19 protein-coding genes and 1 riboswitch are annotated in these 21231 nt (G+C 71.2%); of the genes, 6 read left to right on the plus strand and 13 right to left on the minus strand.

Annotated elements, in window-relative coordinates:
- Positions 1-11 precede the first annotated feature (11 nt).
- Entirely contained in the window at positions 12-803 is a 792-nt protein-coding gene (locus tag ABFX51_RS38770) for a TIGR03621 family F420-dependent LLM class oxidoreductase (protein ID WP_346056817.1), read from the plus strand.
- Here the strand turns inward: ABFX51_RS38770 and ABFX51_RS38775 are convergent.
- The gene (locus tag ABFX51_RS38775; protein ID WP_346056819.1) at positions 769-1794 is read right to left on the minus strand and encodes a hypothetical protein; all 1026 of its coding nucleotides are present in this window, start codon (positions 1792-1794) and stop codon (positions 769-771) included. The genes ABFX51_RS38770 and ABFX51_RS38775 overlap by 35 nt on opposite strands.
- Positions 1795-2045: 251 nt before the next feature.
- Here ABFX51_RS38775 and ABFX51_RS38780 point away from each other — a divergent pair, with 251 nt between their 5' ends.
- From ABFX51_RS38780 to ABFX51_RS38790, 3 genes are all read left to right on the plus strand, one after another.
- Positions 2046-2642: a 50S ribosomal protein L25/general stress protein Ctc gene (locus ABFX51_RS38780; protein WP_346056821.1), complete on the plus strand. Its 597-nt coding sequence runs from the start codon at positions 2046-2048 to the stop codon at positions 2640-2642.
- Positions 2639-3235 (plus strand): aminoacyl-tRNA hydrolase, encoded by a 597-nt coding sequence (gene pth, locus ABFX51_RS38785; protein ID WP_346056823.1) that lies wholly within the window; start codon positions 2639-2641, stop codon positions 3233-3235. Before ABFX51_RS38780 ends, pth begins: the two co-directional genes overlap by 4 nt.
- 136 nt (positions 3236-3371) lie before the next feature.
- The gene (locus ABFX51_RS38790) at positions 3372-3728 is read left to right on the plus strand and encodes a DivIVA domain-containing protein (RefSeq protein WP_091511084.1); all 357 of its coding nucleotides are present in this window, start codon (positions 3372-3374) and stop codon (positions 3726-3728) included.
- A gap of 893 nt (positions 3729-4621) precedes the next feature.
- Here the strand turns inward: ABFX51_RS38790 and ABFX51_RS38795 are convergent.
- The 7 genes from ABFX51_RS38795 to ABFX51_RS38825 form a co-directional block, all read right to left on the minus strand.
- A complete protein-coding gene (locus ABFX51_RS38795; protein WP_346056825.1) occupies positions 4622-6310 on the minus strand; it encodes a fatty acyl-AMP ligase in 1689 nt (562 codons plus the stop codon).
- An 84-nt stretch (positions 6311-6394) separates the two neighbouring features.
- Complete coding sequence (locus ABFX51_RS38800; protein ID WP_346056827.1) at positions 6395-7483, minus strand: NAD(P)/FAD-dependent oxidoreductase; 1089 nt, start codon at positions 7481-7483, stop codon at positions 6395-6397.
- 109 nt (positions 7484-7592) lie between these two features.
- A complete protein-coding gene (locus ABFX51_RS38805) occupies positions 7593-8060 on the minus strand; it encodes a MarR family winged helix-turn-helix transcriptional regulator (RefSeq protein WP_346056829.1) in 468 nt (155 codons plus the stop codon).
- A gap of 4 nt (positions 8061-8064) precedes the next feature.
- Positions 8065-8916 carry a sigma-70 family RNA polymerase sigma factor gene (locus tag ABFX51_RS38810; RefSeq protein ID WP_091511075.1) on the minus strand — a complete coding sequence of 284 codons (852 nt, stop codon included), beginning with the start codon at positions 8914-8916 and terminating at the stop codon, positions 8065-8067.
- Positions 8917-8978: 62 nt separating this feature from the next.
- Positions 8979-10733 (minus strand): ABC-F family ATP-binding cassette domain-containing protein, encoded by a 1755-nt coding sequence (locus ABFX51_RS38815; protein WP_091511072.1) that lies wholly within the window; start codon positions 10731-10733, stop codon positions 8979-8981.
- Entirely contained in the window at positions 10734-11693 is a 960-nt protein-coding gene (locus tag ABFX51_RS38820) for a 4-(cytidine 5'-diphospho)-2-C-methyl-D-erythritol kinase (protein ID WP_091511070.1), read from the minus strand.
- 9 nt (positions 11694-11702) lie between these two features.
- A complete protein-coding gene (locus ABFX51_RS38825; protein WP_091511068.1) occupies positions 11703-12281 on the minus strand; it encodes a TetR/AcrR family transcriptional regulator in 579 nt (192 codons plus the stop codon).
- Positions 12282-12414: 133 nt separating this feature from the next.
- On the opposite strand from ABFX51_RS38825, the gene ABFX51_RS38830 reads away from it, so the two are divergent.
- On the plus strand, positions 12415-13836 hold the full coding sequence (locus ABFX51_RS38830) for an MFS transporter (RefSeq protein ID WP_091511066.1): 1422 nt from the start codon (positions 12415-12417) through the stop codon (positions 13834-13836).
- Between the two features lie 53 nt (positions 13837-13889).
- Here the strand turns inward: ABFX51_RS38830 and ABFX51_RS38835 are convergent, their stop codons facing one another.
- The 5 genes from ABFX51_RS38835 to metG all read right to left on the minus strand — a co-directional run bounded on the left by ABFX51_RS38835 (position 13890) and on the right by metG (position 20525).
- Positions 13890-14903: a methionine ABC transporter ATP-binding protein gene (locus tag ABFX51_RS38835; protein WP_346056832.1), complete on the minus strand. Its 1014-nt coding sequence runs from the start codon at positions 14901-14903 to the stop codon at positions 13890-13892.
- 173 nt (positions 14904-15076) lie between these two features.
- Positions 15077-15168: riboswitch (SAM riboswitch) on the minus strand.
- Positions 15169-15294: 126 nt separating this feature from the next.
- Positions 15295-16149: a 16S rRNA (adenine(1518)-N(6)/adenine(1519)-N(6))-dimethyltransferase RsmA gene (gene rsmA / locus ABFX51_RS38840; protein ID WP_091511063.1), complete on the minus strand. Its 855-nt coding sequence runs from the start codon at positions 16147-16149 to the stop codon at positions 15295-15297.
- A gap of 93 nt (positions 16150-16242) precedes the next feature.
- A complete protein-coding gene (locus tag ABFX51_RS38845) occupies positions 16243-17640 on the minus strand; it encodes a resuscitation-promoting factor (RefSeq protein WP_346056834.1) in 1398 nt (465 codons plus the stop codon).
- 202 nt (positions 17641-17842) lie between these two features.
- Positions 17843-18709, minus strand: a complete 867-nt coding sequence (locus ABFX51_RS38850; protein WP_177228824.1) for a TatD family hydrolase — start codon at positions 18707-18709, stop codon at positions 17843-17845.
- A gap of 16 nt (positions 18710-18725) precedes the next feature.
- The gene (gene metG, locus ABFX51_RS38855; protein ID WP_091511056.1) at positions 18726-20525 is read right to left on the minus strand and encodes a methionine--tRNA ligase; all 1800 of its coding nucleotides are present in this window, start codon (positions 20523-20525) and stop codon (positions 18726-18728) included.
- A 48-nt stretch (positions 20526-20573) separates the two neighbouring features.
- Between metG and ABFX51_RS38860 the strand changes: the two genes are divergently transcribed.
- A complete protein-coding gene (locus ABFX51_RS38860; RefSeq protein ID WP_091511054.1) occupies positions 20574-21173 on the plus strand; it encodes a PadR family transcriptional regulator in 600 nt (199 codons plus the stop codon).
- The last annotated feature ends 58 nt before the right edge of the window (positions 21174-21231 follow it).

Consider the following 21231-nt stretch of genomic DNA (forward strand, 5'->3'; position numbering starts at 1 on the left):
AGGTTTCCGGCATGGGCTTCCGGTTCGGGATCGCACTGGGCACGGTGGACGCGGGGTTCGCGGCGAAGTGCCGGCGCGCGGAGGAGCTCGGCTACGACGTCATCTCCATCCCCGACCACCTCGGCGCGCCGGCGCCGTTCCCGTCGGTGGTCGCCGCGGCGGCCGCGACCGAGCGCATGCGGGTCGGGACGTTCGTGCTCAACGTGCCGTTCTACAACCCGGCGCTGCTGGCGCGTGACATCCAGTCCACCAGCACGCTGACCGGCGGCCGGTTCGAGCTCGGCGTGGGCTCGGGCCACATGAAGAGCGAGTTCGACGACGCCGGGCTGCCGTGGTGGCCCTCGAAGATCCGCATCGGGTTCCTCGCGAAGACCCTCGAACAGCTGCGCGAACGCGTCCCCGACCTGCCGCCGCTGCTGATCGGCGGCCACGGCGAGGGGATGCTCTCGCTGGCCGCCCAGCACGCCGACATCGTCGGCTTCTCCGGCATCAAGCAGGTGCCCGGCAAACCGCCCGGCACGTTCGAGCAGGCGGACGCCGACGAGCTCGGGAAGCGCGTGGCGTTCGTGCGGGACAGGGCCGAGCGGGAGCAGGAGTACAACATGCTCATCCAGGGGGTCGTGCCCGAGGACCACCCCTACGCCGGCGCCCCGCAGGTCCTCACCGGCAGCCCGGAACGGATGGCGGAGGAGCTGCTCGCGCGCAGCGAGCGCTACGGCTTCACGTACTACACGGTCCTGGAGCCGTCGATGGAGGCGTTCGCGCCGGTCATCGACCTAGTGCGGCCGCGGCCTCGCGCTTGAGCTCGCCCGGGTCGACGGTCGCCACCGGTTCGGCGGTGACCATGGGCGCCGCGGCGACCTTCGCGGAACCGCCCAGGCGCGGCAGCGAGAACTTCACCGAGCACGACAGCGTCGTGCCGGTGTCGAGCGGAGCCACCAGTTCCTGGCCGCAGTCCTGCTCGCCGAGCTTCGGCGAGGACACCCGTGACCTGAGCACCAGCCGGGCCGAGGCCTTCGGCGCGTTCCCCAGCAGCTTGGTGTCCACGTGCACGGTGTCGGTGCAGGAGCCGGACGCGCCGCAGTCGAGCGTGTGCCCGGTGACCGTCGTCGTGACCACCGGTCCGGCGACGAACGGCTGCCCGAGGCTGTCCACGGCGTCGTCGAACTCGCGCCGCACCGCGCCGAGACCGGCACCCGGGACGGGCCGCACGCCGATCTGCGCCGGCCCGAAGGTCTGGTCCACGGCGGGCGCCAGCAACGCGGACGCGAAGCTCACCACCCGGTACGGCGGGATCGCCGTGACCCGCAGCCCGGACAGGTCGAACACGTCGAGCCCGTCGGCGAGCGTGGTCCGCACCGGCCGCACGACGTCCGGCACCGCCGCCCGCAGCGCCCGCGCCACCGCCGGCGGGGCGAACGTCCAGCCCGGGTCGAAGCCCAGCGCCGAGCGGGCCCACCGCGTCCCGTACTCGACCGCGCGGTCGGCGGCCATGCCCTGCGCCTGCCAGTGCGCGGCGGGCGCCCGGAGGTAGAGGTCGCCCCCGGCGCGCAACGCGCGGACCTGCTGGCCCCGGATCGGCAGCACGCCGCTGACGAGCCCGTTCCCGGTGACCGTGAACGCGGCTTCCCCGCCCGGCTCGTACGTCACGGCCGTCTCGTCGGCCAGCGCCCCAAGCGCGCCGTCCACCGCCGCACGCACGTCGGGCCCGGCGCCCGACGGCGAAGCCTCGCACGCCGCCAGCGTCAGCACCGCGACGAGAGCGAGAAAGGCGGTCACGGTCCAGCGCGACATTCGGACACCCCCTGACTCAAGCTTCCTACTGGGCCCAGCGACCCACCGCAAGCCCTCGGCCGGGGGTTGCTTACACTGAACAGGTTGTCTCGGCGAGGCGGGCACTCCAGGTACCCCCAGGGCCCGACGTGATCGACGCGGCGGCTTGAGTAGAGCCACGCGCTGTGCACGTTCCGGAAAGCTCGCCGCCGCAGACACCACCCGCCTGATCCCCGTGCGACCGAGTTCCACCGTTGAAGGAGTGCAAGACCGTGTCCGAGGTACGTCTGTCCGTCGAGCCGCGCACCGAGTTCGGCAAGGGCGCCGCGCGCCGCACCCGTCGCGCCGGAAAGATCCCCGCCGTGCTGTACGGCCACGGCACCGAGCCCCGGCACCTGGCGCTGCCGGCGCTGGAGTTCGCCCGCGTCGTCCGCGAGAACGGCAGCAACGCCGTGCTCACGCTGGACGTGGAGAACAACACCGAGCTGGCGCTCACCAAGACCATCACCGTGCACCCGCTGAAGAACTACATCGAGCACGTCGACCTGCTCGTGGTCAAGCGCGGCGAGAAGGTCACCGTCGACGTGCCGGTCGTCATCACCGGCGAGCCCGCCCCCGGCGGCCTGGTCAACCAGGACGTCGACACGATCTCGGTCGAGGTCGAGGCGCTGCACATCCCCGAGCAGTTCGAGGTCTCCATCCAGGGCGCCGAGGTCGGCACCCAGATCACCGCGTCGCAGGTGAGCCTGCCGTCGGGCGCCACCCTGCTGACCGACCCCGAGACGCTGGTCGTCGCGGTCACCGAGCCGCAGGCCGAGGCCGCTGACGAGGCCGTCGAGGGCGAAGGCGAAGAGGCCGCCGCGGAGTGACCACCCCCGAGCTGCCCGGGACCGGCGAGCAGGTGCTGCTCGTCGGTCTCGGCAACCCCGGGCCACGTTATGCCGGCAACCGGCACAACGTGGGTTTCATGGTGCTGGACGAGCTCGCGACGCGGGTGGGCGGCAGGTTCAAGGCGCACAAGGGCGGCGCGGAGGTCGTCGAAGGCCGGCTGGCCGGCCGCCGCGTCGTCCTGGCGAAGCCGCGCTCGTTCATGAACCTCTCCGGCGGGCCCGTCGCGGGCACCGCCAAGTTCTACAAGCTGGAGCCGGCGGGCGTCGTCGTCGTGCACGACGAGCTGGACCTGCCGTTCGGCAGCCTCAAGCTGAAGCTCGGCGGCGGCGACAACGGGCACAACGGGCTGCGGTCGATCACCAAGTCCCTCGGGACGAAGGAGTACTACCGGGTGCGCTTCGGCATCGGGCGGCCGCCCGGCCGGATGGACCCCGCCGATTTCGTGCTCAAGGATTTCTCGACGGTCGAGCGCAAGGAGCTCCCGTTCGAGGTCGACCGCTGTGCTGACGCGGTCGAGGCGCTGATCAGCAAAGGGCTGGTCGCGGCCCAGAACACCTTCCACGCTGGGTAGCGGCTCTTCACCCACACGCGTGGGCTGGTTCTCACCATCGAGTTCATGCGCCGGGCGAACCTTCCGACCGCGGCGTGGCGCGGCTAGGACTGTGTGCGGGAAGCGTCCCGTCCTAGCTGAAGGTGGAGAACTCTTCATGTCCCTTACCGCCGAAGACGTGTACCGCGTGGAGTTCGGCAACGCGCCGATCGGCCGCCGCGGTTACGCCAAGAACGAGGTCGACGCGTTCGTCCGGCGCATCGCGAAGACCCTCGAGGACCAGGACGACCTCACCGCGGCCGAGGTGCACCACGTCATGTTCGACAAGCCGCTGCTGGGCAAGCGCGGCTACGACGAACGCGAGGTCGACGAGTTCCTGGAGCGCGCCGAGGAGACGCTCGCCGCCCGCACGGGGCAGGCGCACCCGCTGCCGAAGGCGCGGACCGGGGCGGAGGAGCCCGGGGTGCACACCCCCGCGCCGCCGCCTCAGGGGGCGGAGTTGAGCAAGTTCTGAGGTTTTGAGGAGGCGGAGCAGGGGGCGGGGCGCTGGGGCGTTCCGCCCTCTTTGCTTGTGTCTGGGGGTGGGGTTGGGCTCTCGGCTTGGGGGCTGGGTCTGGAGCTGCGGCTGGAGCTGAGTTCGGGGCCTGGGGCTGGGTCTCGGCTCGGGGGCTGGGCTGGGCTGGTTCGGTTGGGCTGGTTCGGTTGGGCTGGTTCGGTTGGGCTGGTTCGGTTGGGCTCGGGGCCTGGGCTGCGGCTGGAGCTGGGCTCGGCGCCTTGCGACTTGGCCTGGGCTCTGGGCCCGGGCTCGGCTGGCGTTGCGCCTGCGGCTGGGATTGCGTCTGCGGTGGGGCTGCGGCAGGAGCTGGAGCTGCGGCTGGGGCTTGGCCTGGACTCGGCTGGCGTTGCGACTGCGGCTGGGGTCGGCGCTGGTGACCGGGCGTGGCCGCCCTGCTTGGGAGCCCCACCCCCGCCCCGATCCTTGAGTGTTCACGGCCGATCGAGGCGCGTAAAGAGCGCCTTCGGCGTCCCTTCGGGATGGCTTCGCCACTCTTGACACGCCGGATCGGCCGTAAGTGCGGCTGGGGATCGGGGCGGGGGTGGGTGCGGGCGGTGGGGCTTCGGTTGGTGCCTTCGGGAAGCGCATTCTGGGTGCGGTAGGGGCTTAGCCCCCGGCGCAGGTGCTGGTTGGCTCCGAGCAGGCAAGCTTCGCCGGAGTTGGAAAGCGCTTCCCCGCGCCGGAGCCAGGCCAGGCCAGGAGACCCAACCCCCGCCGCTCGGGAAAGCGCTTCCCCGCGCCGGAGCCCCGGCGAAGCCGTAGGAAGGCTCAACCTTCGCCGCGGGAAAGCGCTTCCCGGCCGCCTCACCAGCCCGCCACCGCCCCAGAAAGCGCTTCCCCACAGCTCCGCCTCAGCGCCCGGCCGACTGGTGGATCCGGTCGGCGAACTGCACCGCCGTCGCGGCGCGTTTCACCTTTCCTGAGGGGGTTTTGGGCAGGCTGCCGGTCGGCAGGACGACCACCGCGTACGGGCGCAGGTCCACCGCATCGCGGACGCGCGCCGCGACCTCCTTGGCCAGCGTGCGCTCCGCCTCCGCGTCACCGGCGAGCTTCGATTCCAGCACCACCGCGAACCGCTCGCGCCTGGTGCCCGCGTCGATCCGCACCGCGACCGCGTTCCCCGCCCGCACACCGGACACCGAAGTCGCCGCGCGTTCGATGTCCGTGGGGTAGATGTTGCGGCCGCCCATGATGATGACGTCCTTCTTGCGGCCGCAGATCACGATCTGCCCGTCCACCAGGTACCCGAGATCGCCCGTCGCGAGCCAGCCGTTCTCGTCCTGCGTCGGGACCGGGCCGTCGACCGTCAGGTACCCCGGCGTCACCGCCTCGCCGCGCAGCCGGATCTCACCGACCTCCCGCTCGCCCAGCCGCTTCCCCTCACCGTCGACGATCTCGGCTTCCAGCCCGTCCAGCGGCCTGCCGAGCACGGCGAACGACCGCACCTCGTCGGTCCCGCGGCGCGGGTCGTCCTCCGGCACCGGCACCGCCCGGTTGTCCGCCTCCAGCGCGTCCGCCTCGACGTGGTCCAGCGTCAGCCCGGTGAACAGCGGCGCGAACGACACCGCGAGCGTCGCCTCGGCCATGCCGTACGCGGGGAACACGCACTCCGGCGGCATCTTGAACCGCGCGCCCGCGTCGGTGAACGTCTTCACCGCCGTCTCGTCGATCGGCTCGGCGCCGTTCAGCGCGATGCGCAGCGTGGACAGGTCGTACGCGTCGTCCTCCTCGACCTTCGCCAGACGGCGGCCGACGATGGCGTACGCGAAGTTCGGGGCGGCGGTCGTCGTCGCGCGGTACTTGCTGATCAGCGCGGGCCAGATCAGCGGCCCCGACAGGAACTCGACCGGCGTGATCTTGATCAGCTCGACGCCGAACGTCATCGGCACGGTGAGGAACCCGACCATGCCCATGTCGTGGAACGTCGGCAGCCAGGACACCATGATGTCCTGGTCGAACACGAACTCCGCGCGGTCGACCATCGCCTTGATGTTGGTGTACAGGTTGCCGTGGGTGATCCGCACGGCCTTCGGCTCGGCCGTCGAACCGCTGGTCAGCTGCAGCAGCGCGAGATCGTCCTCGCCCACCGGCACGGGCTCGGCCAGCGGCTCGGCGTCGAGCAGGTCGGTGATCATCCGGAACGCGATGTCGTGCTCGGTCAGCACGGGCGCGAGCGCGTCGAACGGCTCACCCAGCAGCACCAGCCCGGCGCCGATCATGTTCAGCACCTTGACGGTGTCCCCGGCCCATTCGGCGAGGTCGGTGCGCGGCGTCGGCTGGTGCAGCATCGTGACGCTGCCACCCGCGAGCCACACGCCCTGCACGGTCGGCGCGATCAACGCCGGCGCCGCCGCCAGCACCGCGACCGGCGTGCCCGGCCGCAACCCGCCCTCGACGAGCCCGCCCGCCAGGCGCTTGGCCTGCTCGTGGACCTCGGCCCACGTCCGGCGCACCGGCTCCTTGGGCTCCCCCGTGACCATCCCCCGCTGCTGACCGCCCCCGGCCGCGGTGGCGACCAGGGTGTCGACGAACCTGCTCATGGGCAAGACAGTACTGCGACGCGCAGCGTCTCGATGAGGGGTGGCGGTCGGGCGAGGGGCCGGCCGGGACGTACGGCGAGACGGTCAACGAAGACCGAACCGCTCCCGGAAACGGGCGGTGAACAGATCCGCGCCCTTGCGCTGGGAAACCGTCTCGAACGTCGCCGGGGTGACGCCGTGTGCCGCCGGGAGTTGCCCGACTCCGCCACGCGTGCCGAGCGGCAGCAGGATCATCAGTGCCGGCATCGGCCGGTGCACGGCTTCCGCTCGTTCACCCGCGAGCTGCGCCCTGATGTTCCGCACCACCACCGGGGCCTGCGTCTGCGCGTAGGACGCCATCTTCGGGTCGGGGAGATCAGCGAGGTCGCCCAGCGCGTAGACGTGCTCGTACCCCTGGACCTGCAAGCGTTCGGTGACCGGAACCGTGCCACTGCCGGTGAGCGCCACGAGCTTGCCGTCCGCCAGGTAGTCGCTGTTGACCCGGACCCCGAACGCGCGGAACCAGATGTCGGCCGCGAGTTCGCCACCGTCGCCGGTGGTGGCGGTGAACGGACCGAACCGCCCGGGTTCGGTCGGGGGCAGCGCGGTCAGGCCGGTGTCCAGCCGCAGTTCCACCCCGAGTTTGTCGAGCTGGTTGCACAGGTCGTCCCGGACCTCGGGCAGCAGGCGCGGGATCAACCCGCCGGTCGGATCGACGACGGTCACCTGCTTCTCCGGCCAGACCTCCTTGATCTCCCCGGCCAGCTCCACGCCGACCGCCCCGGCGCCGAGGATCAGCACGCGCCCGGCGCGGGACAGCTCCCCGTGGCTCGCCCGGAGATCGGCCAGCGCGTCCACAGTGGACGCCTGCTTCGGCCGGATCGGATAGGGGTAGCTGGAACCCGTGGCGAGCACCAGGTAGTCGGCCTCGACCCGCTCACCCGAAGCGAGCTCCACCCCTCCCGGGTCGACGGAAACGGCTCTGTCGCGCACCACGCGCCCTCTGTCGAGCAATCCGTCGAAGGGGAAGAAGATGTTGGGCGCCCAGTCCGGCCGGGTCAGCGCCCGGAGCCCTCCGGCGACGTTGACGAACGCGTCCCGCGGGTCGACGAGGACGACCTCCGCGTCGGCGTCCAGCTCCTTGGCGACCAGGGCACCTCCGTAGCCCCCGCCGACCACCACGATCCGGCTCATTTCACCCTCCTGGAAGTTCGCACCTCGAACGATCTTAGTTCGCAGGATGAACGATATTAGTTCGTAGGTCGAACATCAAGGAGCAAGTTGGACAAAGCTGGGGCAGAGGTCAGGAACGAGGGGTCTCGGACGGCTCCATGAAGACCACCGACACCTTGTTGTCGGCCACGACCCGGCTGAGCAGCTGGGCGAGCGTGCGGCGTTCGGTCGCCGTCAACGAGATCTGGAGCTCCTCGATCCGCCGGTAGATGTCGGCGAAGAACGCCTCGGCGATCTCACGTCCGTGCTCCGTGAGCGCGACCCGGACCGCCCGCGAATCGCTCGGGTCCGGCTCCCGCCGGACCAGGCCGGGCCTCTCCGTCCGGTCGATCAGCCCCGTGACGGTCGATTTGGCCAGCCCGAGCACCGCGCCGAGCTCACCCATCCCCATCGGCCGCGACCGCAGCACGGACAACAGCTGCCCCTGCTGCGCGGTCAGCCCGTATTCGCGGCTCGTTTCGAGGTACGCCGCGTTCACCAGGAAACCGGTCCTGGCCAGGGCGGTGACGATCCTCAGCTGACCACCTTGCGCGCCCACGCGATCAGCATATCCCCAGCCTGCCGAGCCGCTCAGCCCCAGCGAAGACGTCGATCTCCGTGATCAGCCCGTTCGTGACGGTGAAGCCCATGACCACGACCGGCTTGCCGTCGTGCATGCCGACGACCCCCGCCGCGCCGTTGACCAGCGCCGGGACCGGCGCGCCACCGGCACCCGCCCGCGAGAACAGGAGCGCCTGCCCGGCGACCTGCGCGGCGCCCCGCACCCGGCGGCCGGTGCCGTCGTCGGCACGCAGCGCCACGTCGGGGTGCAGCACCGACACCAGCGCGTCGAAGTCGCCGTTCCGCGCGGCGGCGAGGAAGGCGTTCACCACCTCGCGCTGGCGGGTCAGGTCGGCGTCCGGCTCCGGCGCGCCCCGCACCCGCCGCCGCGCACGGCTGGCGAGCTGGCGCGTCGCGGCGGGTGAGCGGTCCAGGATGCCCGCGATCTCGTCGAACGGCAGGCCGAACATGTCGTGCAGCACGAACGCGAGCCGCTCGGCGGGGTCGAGCGTGTCGAGCACGACGAGCAGCGCCAGGCCGACCGAATTCGCCAGCACCGCCTGCTGTTCCGGGCCGTCGAGCAGCTCCACGACCGGGTCCGGCAGCTCGCCGGTCAGCTCCTCGCGCCGCGACTTGCGCGAGCGGAGCAGGTCGAGGCAGACGCGGCTGGTGACGGTCGTGAGCCAGCCACCCAGGTTCTCGACACCTTCGTCACCGGCTCGCGACAACCGCAGCCAGGCCTCCTGCACCGCGTCCTCGGCCTCGGTCATCGAGCCGAGCATGCGGTACGCGACCGCGCGCAGGTGACCGCGGTGCTCCTCGAAGCGTTCGGCCAGCCAGTCCTGTTCGGTCATCGAGCCCCCTCCGAATCGGTGTCACTCTCCCTGACGGACGGGGCGCCGCCGGTGTGACCGGATCACTCGACGAGTTCGGAGGTTTCCAGCCAGCGGGCCTCGACGTCGTCCTTCTCGGCCAGCACCGCCTTGAGCTCCGAGTTCAGCTCCACGAGCTTGCCGGGGTCGGTGGCGTGCGCGGCCAGCTGCTCGTGCAGCTCGGCCTCCCGCTTGGTCAGCACGTCGAGCCGCCGCTCCAGCCTGCCCAGCTCCTTCATCGCGGCGCGGTGTTCCGCGGCGGACGACGTCTTCGGCGCGGGCGCGGAGGCCGGCGCCGGTGCCACGACCACGGAGCGACGCGAGAGGTACTCGTCGATGCCGCCGGGCAGGTGCGTGATCCCGCCGTCGCCGAACAGGGCGTACACCGCGTCGCACACGCGTTCCACCAGGTACCGGTCGTGCGAGACGACGACCAGCGTGCCCGGCCACGAGTCGAGCAGGTCCTCCAGCTGCTGCAGGGTGTCGATGTCGAGGTCGTTGGTGGGCTCGTCGAGCAGCAGCACGTTCGGCTCGCCCATCAGCAGCCGGGCGAGCTGCAGCCGCCGCCGCTCACCGCCGGAGAGGTCCTCGACGGGCGTCCACTGCCGGGCCGCCGGGAAACCGAGCCGTTCCGCCAGCTGCGAGGCCGACATCTCCTGCTTGCCCAGCACGACGCGGCTGGAGATCTCCTCGACCGCTTCCAGCACGCGCAGCTGCCCCGGCAGCTCCTCCAGCTCCTGCGACAGGTGCGCGAGCCGGACCGTCTTGCCCTGCACGCGCCGTCCGCCCGCGGGCTCCGACTCCCCGGCCAGCAGCTTCAGCAACGTCGTCTTGCCGGACCCGTTGACGCCGACCAGACCGATCCGGTCGCCGGGCCCGATGCGCCACGTGACGTGGTCGAGCACCGGCTTGTCGCCCGCGGTCAGACTGACGTCTTCCAGCTCCAGCACGGTTTTGCCGAGCCGGCGCCGCGCGAAGCTCAGCAGCTCCACCGAATCACGCGGCTGCGGGACGTCGGCGATCAACGCCTCGGCCGCCTCGATCCGGTACCGCGGCTTCGACGTGCGCGCCTTGGCGCCGCGCTGCAGCCACGCCAGTTCCTTGCGCGCCAGGTTCTTCCGCTTCTCCTCGGCACTCGCCGCCAGCCGGGCGCGCTCCGCGCGGGCGAACACCCAGTCCGCGTAGCCGCCTTCGTACTGCTCGACGTTGCCGTTCGCGACCTCCCACGTGCGCCCGCACACCGTGTCGAGGAACCAGCGGTCGTGCGTGACGACGACGAGCGCAGTGCGGCGCGCCAGCAGGTGGTCGGCGAGCCAGCGCACCCCTTCGACGTCGAGGTGGTTGGTGGGCTCGTCGAGCACGACCAGGTCGAGGTCGCCCACCAGCGCGGCGGCCAGCGCGACGCGGCGCCGCTCGCCACCGGAGAGGTTCGCGGTCGGCGATTCCAGGCCCAGCGCGGTCAGCCCGAGGCCGTCCACAATGGACCGCACTCGCGCGTCGGCGGCCCACTCGTGCTCGGCGGCGTAGTGGGACAGCACGGCGTCCCGCACCGTGGTGCCCTCGCCCAGCTCGGTGCGCTGGGTGACCACGGCCATCCGCAGGTCGCGGACGCGGCTCACGCGGCCCGAATCGGGTTCGGCAATCCCGGACAGCACCTCCAGCAGCGTGGTCTTGCCGCCACCGTTGAGGCCGACGACACCGATGCGCTCCCCCTCGGCCACACCGAGGGAAACGTTGTCCAGCAACGGCTTGACGCCGTAGGACTTGCTGACGGACTCGAGGTTGATCAGGTTGGCCATTTATGCGTGCACCTGCGGAGGAGGAGTGGGACGAACGTCGTCACCGGTGACGAAACGGGCACCCGGCACCGGTCCGTGTGCCACCCGCGTCGTGCGGCACACGCCCGCGCCCGCCAGCTCGGCCGCCACCTCCAGCGCGGTTTCCGCGTCGGCGCACAGGAAGGCGCACGTCGGGCCCGAGCCCGAGACGGTGCCGGCGAGCGCACCGGCGTTGACGCCCGCGCGCAGCGTCCGGCGCAGGCCCGGCCGCAGCGAGACCGCCGCGGCCTGGAGGTCGTTGCCGAGCAGCAACGCGAGCTGCCGCGGATCACCGGAGGCCAGCGCCTCGACGACCGGGGCGTGCGAACCGACGCGGGGCGGGTTGCCGTTCTCCCGCAACCGGTCCAGCTCGCCGAACACGCTCGGGGTGGACAGTCCTTCGTGGTCGAACGCGAGCACCCAGTGGAAGGTGTGCCGGGACAGCACGGGCACGAGCTGCTCGCCGCGGCCGGTGCCCAGCGCCGTGCCGCCGTAGAGCGCGAAGGGCACGTCGCTGCCGAGCGTCGCGGCGATCTCGGCCAGCTCGTCGCGCCCGAGGTCCAGCTTCCACAGCGAGGACAACGCGACCAGGGTGGCCGCCGCGTCCGCGCTGCCGCCCGCCATCCCGCCGGCGACCGGAATTCCCTTGCGCACCACGACGCGCACCTTGGGATCGGTCCTGCCGACGTGCGCGGCCAGCGCCTCGACGGCGCGCCACGCCAGGTTGTCGGGACCGGTCGGCACGTCCTCGGCGCCTTCGCCGGAGATCTCCAGGCCCGGCTCCTCGGCGACCGCGACCGTCACCTCGTCCGACAGGGACAGAGCGTGGAACACGGTCGTGAGGTCGTGGAAACCGTCCTCGCGCAGGTCGCCGACGGACAGGTGCAGGTTGATCTTCGAAGGCACCCGCACGGTCACTGGTGGCGGTACGACGGCTAGCACCCGTCAAGACTACGTGGCGTCCCCGGCAGGCCGCCCGCGAGGAGAAACAAGGTCGAGCGCGACCTCCAGCGCGACCTTCCCGGGCTCCTCGACGGGGGTGTCCTCCCACATCTGGGGGGCGTTGCCCATGACGAGCGCGGCCAGCGCGAGCCGCCCGCGCAGCAGCGCCGCCGGATCGCGCTCACCGGCGGTGATGATGGTCATCAGTTCCTTCATCCGCGCGACCAGCGGGTTGCGGTCGTGGAAGTCCTTCAGCGCGGGCTGGTTCTCCTGCCACAGCCGCATCACGGCGCCGTACCGCCCCCCGATGAGCGCGGCCAGCCGCCGGATGAGCTCCTGCCGGGTCCCCGCCGGGTCCTCCTGCGCACGCGCCCACTCCAGCACCTCGTCCACCGAGACGGCGAGGTCGTCCAGGAGGCTCGCGACGATGTCCTCCTTCGTGCGGAAGTGGTAGTACAGCGCGGCCTTGGTGACCTCCAGCCGTTCCGCGATCTCCCGCAGCGACGTCTTCTCGTACCCCTGGTGGACGAACAGGTCGAGCGCGACCTGCTGGATCCGCTCCCTCGTGTCGCTGCGACGCCCCGCCATCGCCCACCCCTTCCTGAGAACTTCTCAAACTGACTTGACGCCCGGCTAGTTTTGAGCTTACCTTACGTCCGGCTAGTTAACTTGTCGGCCGTCAAGTAATGCCGACGCCAGCCTACTGCTTGAGGGGAACTCCATGACAACCACACTCGCGGCCCCCGAGGGGGCCAGAACCGACCAGCGCCGGTGGTGGGCGCTGGTCGCGATCGGACTGGCCCAGCTGCTGGTCATCGTCGACACCACGATCGTCAACATCGCACTGCCGTCCGCCCAGCACGAGCTGGGCATGTCCGACGCCGCCCGGCAGTGGACGATCAGCGCGTACACGCTGGCCTTCGGCGGCCTGCTGCTGCTCGGCGGCCGGCTCGCCGACCGGCTCGGCCGCAAGAACACGCTGATCGTCGGCGCGATCGGGTTCGCGCTCGCGTCGGCCGTCGGGGGCGCGGCGAGCGGACCGGGCATGTTCATCGCGGCCCGCGCGGCGCAGGGGGTCTTCGCCGCGATGCTCGCGCCGTCCACGCTCTCGCTGCTCACCGTCACCTTCACCGAGGCGAAGGAACGCGCGAAGGCCTTCGGCATCTTCAGCGCGATCATGATGTCCGGCGCCGCGCTCGGGCTGCTGGCCGGTGGCGCGCTCGCCGAGTACCTCGACTGGCGCTGGTGCCTGTACGTGAACCTGCCGCTCGCGGCCGTCGCCGCCGTCCTCGGCTGGTTCGTGCTGCCGAAGGTCGAAGGGCACCGCGAGACGAAGCTCGACTGGATCAGCGCGATCCTCGGCAGCGGCGGCATCGTCTCGCTGGTCTACGCGCTGTCCGAGGCCGCGACCCGCGGCTGGGGTTCGGGGCTCGTGCTCGGCTTCCTCGCGGCCGCCGTCGTGTTCGTCGTGGCGTTCGTGGTGCGGCAGACCAGGGTTGCGAACCCGCTGCTGCCGCTGCGGATCCTCGCCGACCGCACCCGCTCGGCCGGCTACCTGACGATCGCCGGTGCTTCGTTCGGCATGTTCGGGATGTTCCTGTTCCTGACCTACCAGCTGCAGGCGATCATGCACTACAGCCCGTTCCAGGCGGGGCTGGCGTTCCTGCCGTTCCTGCTGGGCAACGTGCTCGTCTCGACGCTGCTGTCGCGGCGCCTGCTGCCCAGGACGGGCCCGCGGCCGCTGCTGGTGATCGGGCTGCTGCTGATGGGCGCGGGACTGGTGGTGCTGACCCAGCTGACCCCGGACTCGTCCTACTGGGGCCTGATCCTGCCGGTCGAGCTCGTGGTCGGCGCGGGCGGCGGGTTCGCGATGCCCGTCGTCATGAACACCGCGACCGCGGGGGTCGAGGCGCGGGAATCCGGGGTGGCGTCGGCGTTCATCACCACCTCGCAGCAAGTGGGTGCCTCCCTGGGCACGGCGTCGCTGAACACGATCGCCTCCAGCGCGACGGCGTCGGCCGCCGGACTGGGCACCGTCGGTGCCACCGTGCACGGCTACGCGGTCGCGAACGGCTGGGGTGGGGCGATCGTCGCCGCCGTCGCCATCGGGGTGGGGGTGCTCGTCGGGCCGAAGAAGGCCTGACGAGCAGAAGCCGCCCCACAGGTGGGAGGACCTGTGGGGCGGCTTCGCCTGTCTCAGGCGGCGACGAGGTGCTTCGCCGCGCCGGTCAGGTGGGTGACGTGGGCACCGTGCTCCGCGATCCACGCCAGCGCCGGGTCGGCCTGCTCGCCGCGGACCCCGACGCGGAAGCGCGCGACGGGGGTGTCGCCGATGCGGGTCAGCCCGCCGCCGATGGTCGCCAGCTCGACGTCGAACCGGCTCGCGGCCTCGGGCAGCAGGGCGCCGACCGCGGCGAAGCCGATGAGCACGACGTCCGCGGCCCGCTCGTACGCCGCGAGCTGCGACTGGGGGGTGTCGATGGCGGGCAGCAGGGTGTCGGCGATCCGGCTGCCGGGGTCGGTCAGCAGGCCGAGCAGGTTCCCGTGCTCGACGACGCGGCCCGAGTCCAGCACCGCGACCTGGTCGCACACGCGGCGCACGACCCCGCCGTCCTGGGTGGTGAGCACGACCGTCACGCCCAGTTCGGCGCGGGCCCGGTCGAGCACGGTGAGCACCGAGCCGGCCTCCTCGGGGGCGATCCCGCCGGTCGGGTCGTCGGCGAGCAGCACCGCGGGGCCGGTGGCGAGCGCACGGGCCAGCGCGACGCGGCGGCGCTGCCCCTCGGTCAGTTCACCGGGCTGCAGCGTCGCGCGCTGGGTCAGGCCGACGAGGTCGAGCGCACGGCCGACGCGGTTGCGGCGCTGCGGGCCGTCGACGCCGAGCTGCTCCAGCGGGGCGGCGACGTTGCCTGCGACGGTGCGCTCGGCGTGCAGCGGCGCGGCGCCGTCGAGGACGGCGACCTGGCGGCGCACCTCGCGCAGCCGACGCCCGTCGAGCGCGGCGGTGTTCAGCCCGTCGAGCCGCACCGTGCCGCGGTCCGGTTTCTCTTGCAGGGCAACGACCTTGGCGAGCGTCGACTTACCGGCACCGGCCGGGCCGACGACCCCGTACAGCGAACCGGCCCCGATCTCGAGGCTCACGTCGCGCAGGGCGAGGACGGGGGAACTCTTGCCGGGGAAGGACTTGGTCAGGTTCTCGACAGTGATCAACGAAAGCTCCATGGTGTGTGCGCGCGTCGCGAAGAACCGTCCACAGAGGACGGCGGCGGAAGAGAGGATCGAACTCAGCGAAGAGAACGGTCAGCGACGACACGCACACACGGTGCGACGGCACTCATCGACGACCCGGCGCCTGGTGAGCATTCGCGTGCGGTACACAGGTTCCTCCATCGATCCTGGCGGTAGCACCTGCCCTCTCGGGGGGTGGTTGCTGCGACTTCGGCGAGCCAGGTCTCTCAGTCGCTCGGGATGGATACCCTCAAAGTAGAACGGATGTCCTGTGTTCCGCGCAAGTATCCGGGGTCAGATCACACCGCCGGTTCACACGGACGGCAGAGTCTGGGCCAGCCGCTTCGCCCGACCGCCACCCCCCACGGTGACGCTACGCGACGCTGTGTCGTCGCTCCGCGATTTGCGCAAACTCACGGACGGTCAGCTGCTCGCCGCGAGCACCCGGATCGACGCCAGCCGCTTGGAGCAGCTCCCCCGCGCGAGCGGCGGAACCCGCCCACGAAGCGAGTGCGGCCCGCAACGTCTTGCGCCGCTGGGCGAACGCCGCGTCGACGACGGCGAAGACCGCGTCCCGGTCGGCCGACGTGACCGGCTCGGCGGCGCGCTCGAAGGAGACCAGCGCGGAATCGACGTTCGGCACGGGCCAGAACACCGACCGCGGCACCGCGGCGACCTTGCGCGCCGTGCCGTACCACGCGAGCTTCACGCTCGGCACGCCGTAGATCCGGCTGCCCGGCCCCGCCGCCATCCGGTCGGCGACCTCCGTCTGCACCATCACCAGCGCGCGGGCCAGCGACGGCAGCTCGGCGAGCAGGTGCAGGACGACGGGCACGGCGACGTTGTACGGCAGGTTCGCGACGAGCGTCGAAGGCGGCTCCGGCAGCTCCTCCGCACGTAGCCTGAGCGCGTCCCGCTCCAGCACGGTCAGGCGCGCCGCGTCCCCGGGCGCCCGCTCGGCGACCGTCTCCGGCAGCCGCGCGGCGAGCACGGGGTCGATCTCGACGGCCGACACGCGGGCGCCGGCGGCCAGCAGACCCAGCGTCAGCGAGCCCAGTCCGGGCCCGACCTCCAGGACCGCGTCCTCGCCCGCGACCCCGGCCAGCTCCACGATGCGGCGCACGGTGTTCGGGTCGTGCACGAAGTTCTGCCCGAGCTTCTTCGTCGGCCGCACGTCCAGCTCGGCGGCCAGCCCGCGGATCTCGGCCGGACCGAGCAGTGTCGTCACAGCCGGACAGCGTACCGGCAGGCCCCGGGAACGCCGCCGGGCGCCACCCGCGAGGGGTGGCGCCCGGCGAAGAGGCGAAAGGGAGGGAAGGGGTCAGGCGCGCTGCCCGCAGATCGGCCAGGCGCCGTAGCCGCCGCGGTCGTCGCGGACCTTCTCGGCGATCGCGATCTGCTGCTCGCGGGTCGCCTGGCTCGGCAGCGGCGCGTACGCCGTGCCGCCGTAGGCCGCCCAGGTCTGCTTGTCGAACTGCAGGCCGCCGTAGTAGCCGTTGCCGGTGTTGATCGACCAGTTGCCACCGGACTCGCACTTCGCGATGCGGTCCCACACCGAGCCGTCACCGCTGATCGTCGGCTGCTTGGTGCCGACGCGGACGATCTTCGGCTTGGCCTCGGTCAGCACCTTGACCGACAGCTGCTCGCGCGCGGTCTCCTGGCCGTTGCGCTTGGTGATCCGGTAGGTCACCAGCTGCTTGCCGGGCGTGCCCTGGTCCTGCACGACCTGCTTGCCCGCGTCCAGGGTGTTGTCCTGGACCTGCTGGACCGGCGGGTCGATGTCCTCTTCCTGGTTGATCACGGAGATGCCGGTGCGGCTGATGTGCACCTCGGCCCCGTCGGTGAGCTTGAACTGCAGCCCGCCCTCGACCTGGTCGTCGGGGCCGAGCGACAGGTTCTGGTCCCTGAGGAAGTCCGCCGCCGTGATCGCGGTGGTGGTGACCTGGCGGGGCGCGGCGTCCCCGTCGTAGACCGTGACGTGCTTGAGCGTGTTGATGGTGACCGTCGAGCCCGACAGCGGCAGCTCGGCGGTGGGGGCCATCGAGAAGAACGTGCCCTGGCCGAACTTGCCGCTCAGGCCCAGCTGGTCGAGCGCCTCGGCGAGCGTGTCGGCGCGGACCCAGGACTCCTTGGCCTCGCCGTCGACGACCAGGTTGAGGTGGCGGCCCCGCTCGAGCTTGATGACGCCGCCGTCGCCGACCGGCGCCTGCGGGGACGGGGACAGCGCGTCGTGCTCGCCGACGGTGAGCCCGGCGTCCTCCAGCACCTCGCCGACGGTCTTGCCGAAGCTGTGGACCGTCTGCGTGTGGCCGTCGACGTCGACCGTGACGCTCTTGTTCATCGCCAGCGCGGCCGCGCCGCCACCGGTGATGCTGATCAGGAGGGCCAGGACCGAGCCGCGGAGGAACCGCTTCTTCCAGGTCTTGACCGCGGAGACGAGCGCCTTCTCGGGCTCCGCCTCCGCCGTCGCGGTGCGGTCCTCGGAGGCGAGGTCCGGCAGCGCGAGCGCCGGGAGCATGGTGGTCTCGGCGTTGATGAGCCGGATCAGCTCGTCGACGTCGAGCTCGGCCTCGGCCATCAGGTCGTCGGCGTCGGGGCCCAGCACCGTGCGGACGTCGTGCTCGGTGATCGCGAGGTCGTCCGAGAAGTCCCAGTCGTCCTCGGGGTTCGGCCAGTCCAGCGTGCCGACGCCACCCTGAGCGGACCTGTACCAGTCCATCGTGTCGTCCAAGCGCGCGTGAGCCTGTCTACTACCAGTCACAGCAGGTCGTTCCCTTTCGCACTAGCGGCTCCGCCGTCTCTGTCATCCCCGACCCCGACCTGCACTGACAGAACTGCGGAGGTGCGCAACCGATTAATCGGCCGGCACGATCACGGGACAGTAACGGGTCTGGCGGGGTTGCGCAAACACCCCGCGGAATCTAGTGGCCTTCGTCACTCCTCCGTGTGGCGGGTCCCGCTCCCCGAATGTCGCAATCCGTCAAAGCCGTTGTGACGGAAGGCAACCGGAACACGTCCTCGGCGTTCCGGCAAGCCGCCGAAGCGATCTCTTCGACGGGCTGTTGCCGCAGTTCAGCGAGGTACCGGACGGTGTAGGCCGTGCAGTAGGGCTCGTTGGGCCTGCCGCGGAACGGGTGCGGTGTGAGGAAGGGTGCGTCCGTTTCGACCAGGAACTGCTCCGAAGGGACCAATTTCGCGGCCTCCTGGAGCGCGGTGGCGTTCTTGAACGTCACGGTGCCCGCGAAGGACAGCACGTACCCCGCGTCGACGCAGCGGCGCGCGAAGTCCGCGTCACCGGAGAAGCAGTGGAACACGACCCGCTCCGGCGCGCCCTCCTCGGCCAGGATCCGCAGGACGTCCTCGTGGGCGTCCCTGTCGTGGATCATGAGCGGCTTCCCCAGCCGCTTGGCGAGGTCGATGTGCCACCGGAACGCGTCCTGCTGGGCGTCGTGCGGGGCGTAGTCCCAGTAGTAGTCCAAACCGGTCTCACCGATCGCCACGACGCGCTCGGCGGCCGCCAGACGCTCTATTTCGGACCGCTCGGCATCGCCGAAGTCCTTGGTGCGCGTGGGATGGATCGCCACGGCGGCGAACACCCGGGAGTCCCACGTGGACGCGTCGGTGACCCACCGCGCCGAGGCGAGGTCGTCCGCGACGGTCACCACGCGGGTGACCCCGGCGGCCTCCGCACGGTCCACCATCGCCGCCACGTCCGCCGCGGTCTGCGCGCCGCAGGCGTCCAGGTGCGTGTGTGCGTCGACCACCGGCGCCGGAAGGCGCTCCGGCACCGGCGGCCGCTCCTTCTTATTCGGCACGCTCGATCGGCGCCCACTCCGGGCCGGTCTCGCCGAGCTTCGGGTCCAGCTTCGCGAACAGCGGGGTCGGCTTGGCCAGCGGACGGCCGACCTCGACCGGCGTGGACTCCCAGCGCGCCTGCTCGCCCGCGTAGTTCCCGGTGAGGATCGGGTTGACGCGGCCGGGGATGTCGAGGTCCTCGACGTCCTTCAGCTCCGGCTGCGCCGCCCACACGCCCGTGCCGCCCAGCGCCTCGTGCACCTTCTGCGCGGCGTGCGGCAGGAACGGCGTCAGCAGCGTGTTGGCGTCCGAAACGACCTGCAGCGCGGTGTGCAACACCGCGTCACGGCGCTCCGGGTCGTCCTTCAGCTTCCACGGCTCCTGGTCCGACAGGTACCGGTTGGCGGCGCTGACGACCCGCATGGCCTCCGTGGCCGCGAGCTTGAACCGCGAGCGGCTCAGGTGCCCGCCCACGGTCTCGAACGCCCGCCGGGACACGGCCTTCAGCTCCTCGTCGGCCGGCGCCGGCTTCGTCGGCGCCGGGATCGCACCGTTGTTCTTGTGCGCCATCGAGATGGACCGGTTGACCAGGTTGCCCCACTCGTTGGCCAGCTCGAAGTTGGTGCGCCGGACGAACTCGTCCCACGTGAAGTCGGTGTCCTGCGTCTCCGGGCCCGCCACCGAGATGAAGTAGCGCAGCGAGTCCGGCCCGAACTCACGCAGGAAGTCGTGCACGTAGATGACCGTGCCGCGCGAGGTGGAGAACTTCGAGCCGCTCATGGTGAGGAACTCGCTGGAGACGATCTCGTCCGGCAGGTTCAGCGTGCCGTACTTGCCGATCTCCCCGCCGCGGTCGCCCGCGCCGTTGTGCCCCAGCAGCAGGGCCGGCCAGATCTGGGCGTGGAAGGTGATGTTGTCCTTGCCCATGAAGTAGTAGCCGCGGGCGTCCGGGTTGGTCCACCACTGCTGCCACGCGTCCGCGTCACCCGAGCGGCGCGCCCACTCCACGCTCGCGGAGAAGTAGCCGATGACCGCGTCGAACCAGACGTAGAAGCGCTTGAGCGGCTGGTCGCGCCAGCCGTCCAGCGGAACCTTCACGCCCCAGTCCAGGTCACGCGTGATCGGCCGGGGCCGCATGTCGTCGACGAGGTTCTTGGTGAACTTCAGGACGTTCGGCCGCCAGTCGGTGCGGGTGGACAGCCACTTGCCCAGCGTCTCGGTGAACGCGGGCAGGTCGAGGAACAGGTGCTCGGTCTCGACGAACTTCGGCGTCTCGCCGTTGATGCGCGAGCGCGGGTTGATCAGGTCGGTCGGGTCGAGCTGGTTGCCGCAGTTGTCGCACTGGTCGCCGCGCGCACCGTCGTACCCGCAGATGGGGCACGTGCCCTCGATGTAGCGGTCGGGCAGGGTGCGGCCGGTGGACGGGCTGATCGCGCCGGTCGTGGTCTTGGGCACGACGTAGCCGTTGCGGTGCAGCGCCAGGAAGATCTGCTGCGTGACCTCGGCGTGGTTGCCGGTGGTGGTGCGGGTGAACAGGTCGTAGCTCAGGCCCAGCCCCTGCAGGTCGGAGCCGATCTGGCGGGTGTACTTGTCCGCCGTCTGCTGCGGGGTCAGCCCCTCCTTGTCCGCCTGGACGGTGATGGGGGTGCCGTGCTCGTCCGTCCCGGACACCATGAGCACCCGGTTGCCGGCCATTCGCTGGTAGCGCGAGAAGACGTCCGACGGGACGCCGAAGCCGGACACGTGGCCGATGTGGCGGGGGCCGTTGGCGTACGGCCAGGCCACCGCCGTCAACACTGGGGTGCTCATGCTTTATTAGCGTACGGGGACTGTCGCGTCCGTTATTGGGAGGTGCTGGTGTCGGCGACCCGGCTGCTCGTGCTCGGCGTGGTCCGGATGCACGGCAGCGCCCACGGCTACCAGGTCCGCCGCGAACTGCTCACGTGGTCGGCGGACAAGTGGGCCAACGTGCAGCCCGGCTCGATCTACCACGCGCTGAAGAAGATGACGGCCGAGAAGCTGCTGGAGCAGGTCGAGACGGAGAGCGGCACGGGCCCGGACCGCACCGCGTACCGGCTCACCGAGGACGGCGAGACCGAGTTCCAGCTGCTGCTCGCGAAGTACCTCTCGCAGTCCGGCGAGCCCGACTCCTCCCAGGACGCCTACCGCCTCGGCGCGGCGCTCACCTTCCTGCCCGCGCTCCCCCGCGCGCGGGCCATCTCGTTGCTGCGGCAGCGGGCGACGCAGATGGAAGCGCAGCGGGCGACGGTCGCGGGGGTGCTGGAGCACGGCACGGACTGGGGACAGCCCGCGCACGTCAGTGAGCTGTACCGGCTGTGGGGTGCGCAGGTCGGGGTCACCGTGGAGTGGGCCCGTGACCTCATCGCCCGCCTTGAAGCGGGCGAGTACGTCATGGCGGACGATCCCGGACAGTCATTCGGCCAGCGCCCGGCGTAATCAAGTTTGACCAGCTCCCCATGCTGATGGGTAGAGTGCTGCGCACTTGCTAGTCAAA

The organism is Amycolatopsis dongchuanensis, assembly GCF_039542405.1.
Classification (GTDB): domain Bacteria; phylum Actinomycetota; class Actinomycetes; order Mycobacteriales; family Pseudonocardiaceae; genus Amycolatopsis_E; species Amycolatopsis_E sacchari.

Coding starts and splice junctions, on each gene's coding strand:
- ABFX51_RS38770 (WP_346056817.1), top strand. CDS start 12: ATGGGCTTCCGGTTCGGGATCGCACTGGGCACGGTGGACGCGGGGTTC.
- ABFX51_RS38775 (WP_346056819.1), bottom strand. CDS start 1,794: ATGTCGCGCTGGACCGTGACCGCCTTTCTCGCTCTCGTCGCGGTGCTG.
- ABFX51_RS38790 (WP_091511084.1), top strand. CDS start 3,372: ATGTCCCTTACCGCCGAAGACGTGTACCGCGTGGAGTTCGGCAACGCG.
- ABFX51_RS38795 (WP_346056825.1), bottom strand. CDS start 6,310: ATGAGCAGGTTCGTCGACACCCTGGTCGCCACCGCGGCCGGGGGCGGT.
- ABFX51_RS38800 (WP_346056827.1), bottom strand. CDS start 7,483: ATGAGCCGGATCGTGGTGGTCGGCGGGGGCTACGGAGGTGCCCTGGTC.
- ABFX51_RS38810 (WP_091511075.1), bottom strand. CDS start 8,916: ATGACCGAACAGGACTGGCTGGCCGAACGCTTCGAGGAGCACCGCGGT.
- ABFX51_RS38815 (WP_091511072.1), bottom strand. CDS start 10,733: ATGGCCAACCTGATCAACCTCGAGTCCGTCAGCAAGTCCTACGGCGTC.
- ABFX51_RS38825 (WP_091511068.1), bottom strand. CDS start 12,281: ATGGCGGGGCGTCGCAGCGACACGAGGGAGCGGATCCAGCAGGTCGCG.
- ABFX51_RS38830 (WP_091511066.1), top strand. CDS start 12,415: ATGACAACCACACTCGCGGCCCCCGAGGGGGCCAGAACCGACCAGCGC.
- ABFX51_RS38845 (WP_346056834.1), bottom strand. CDS start 17,640: ATGGACTGGTACAGGTCCGCTCAGGGTGGCGTCGGCACGCTGGACTGG.
- metG (WP_091511056.1), bottom strand. CDS start 20,525: ATGAGCACCCCAGTGTTGACGGCGGTGGCCTGGCCGTACGCCAACGGC.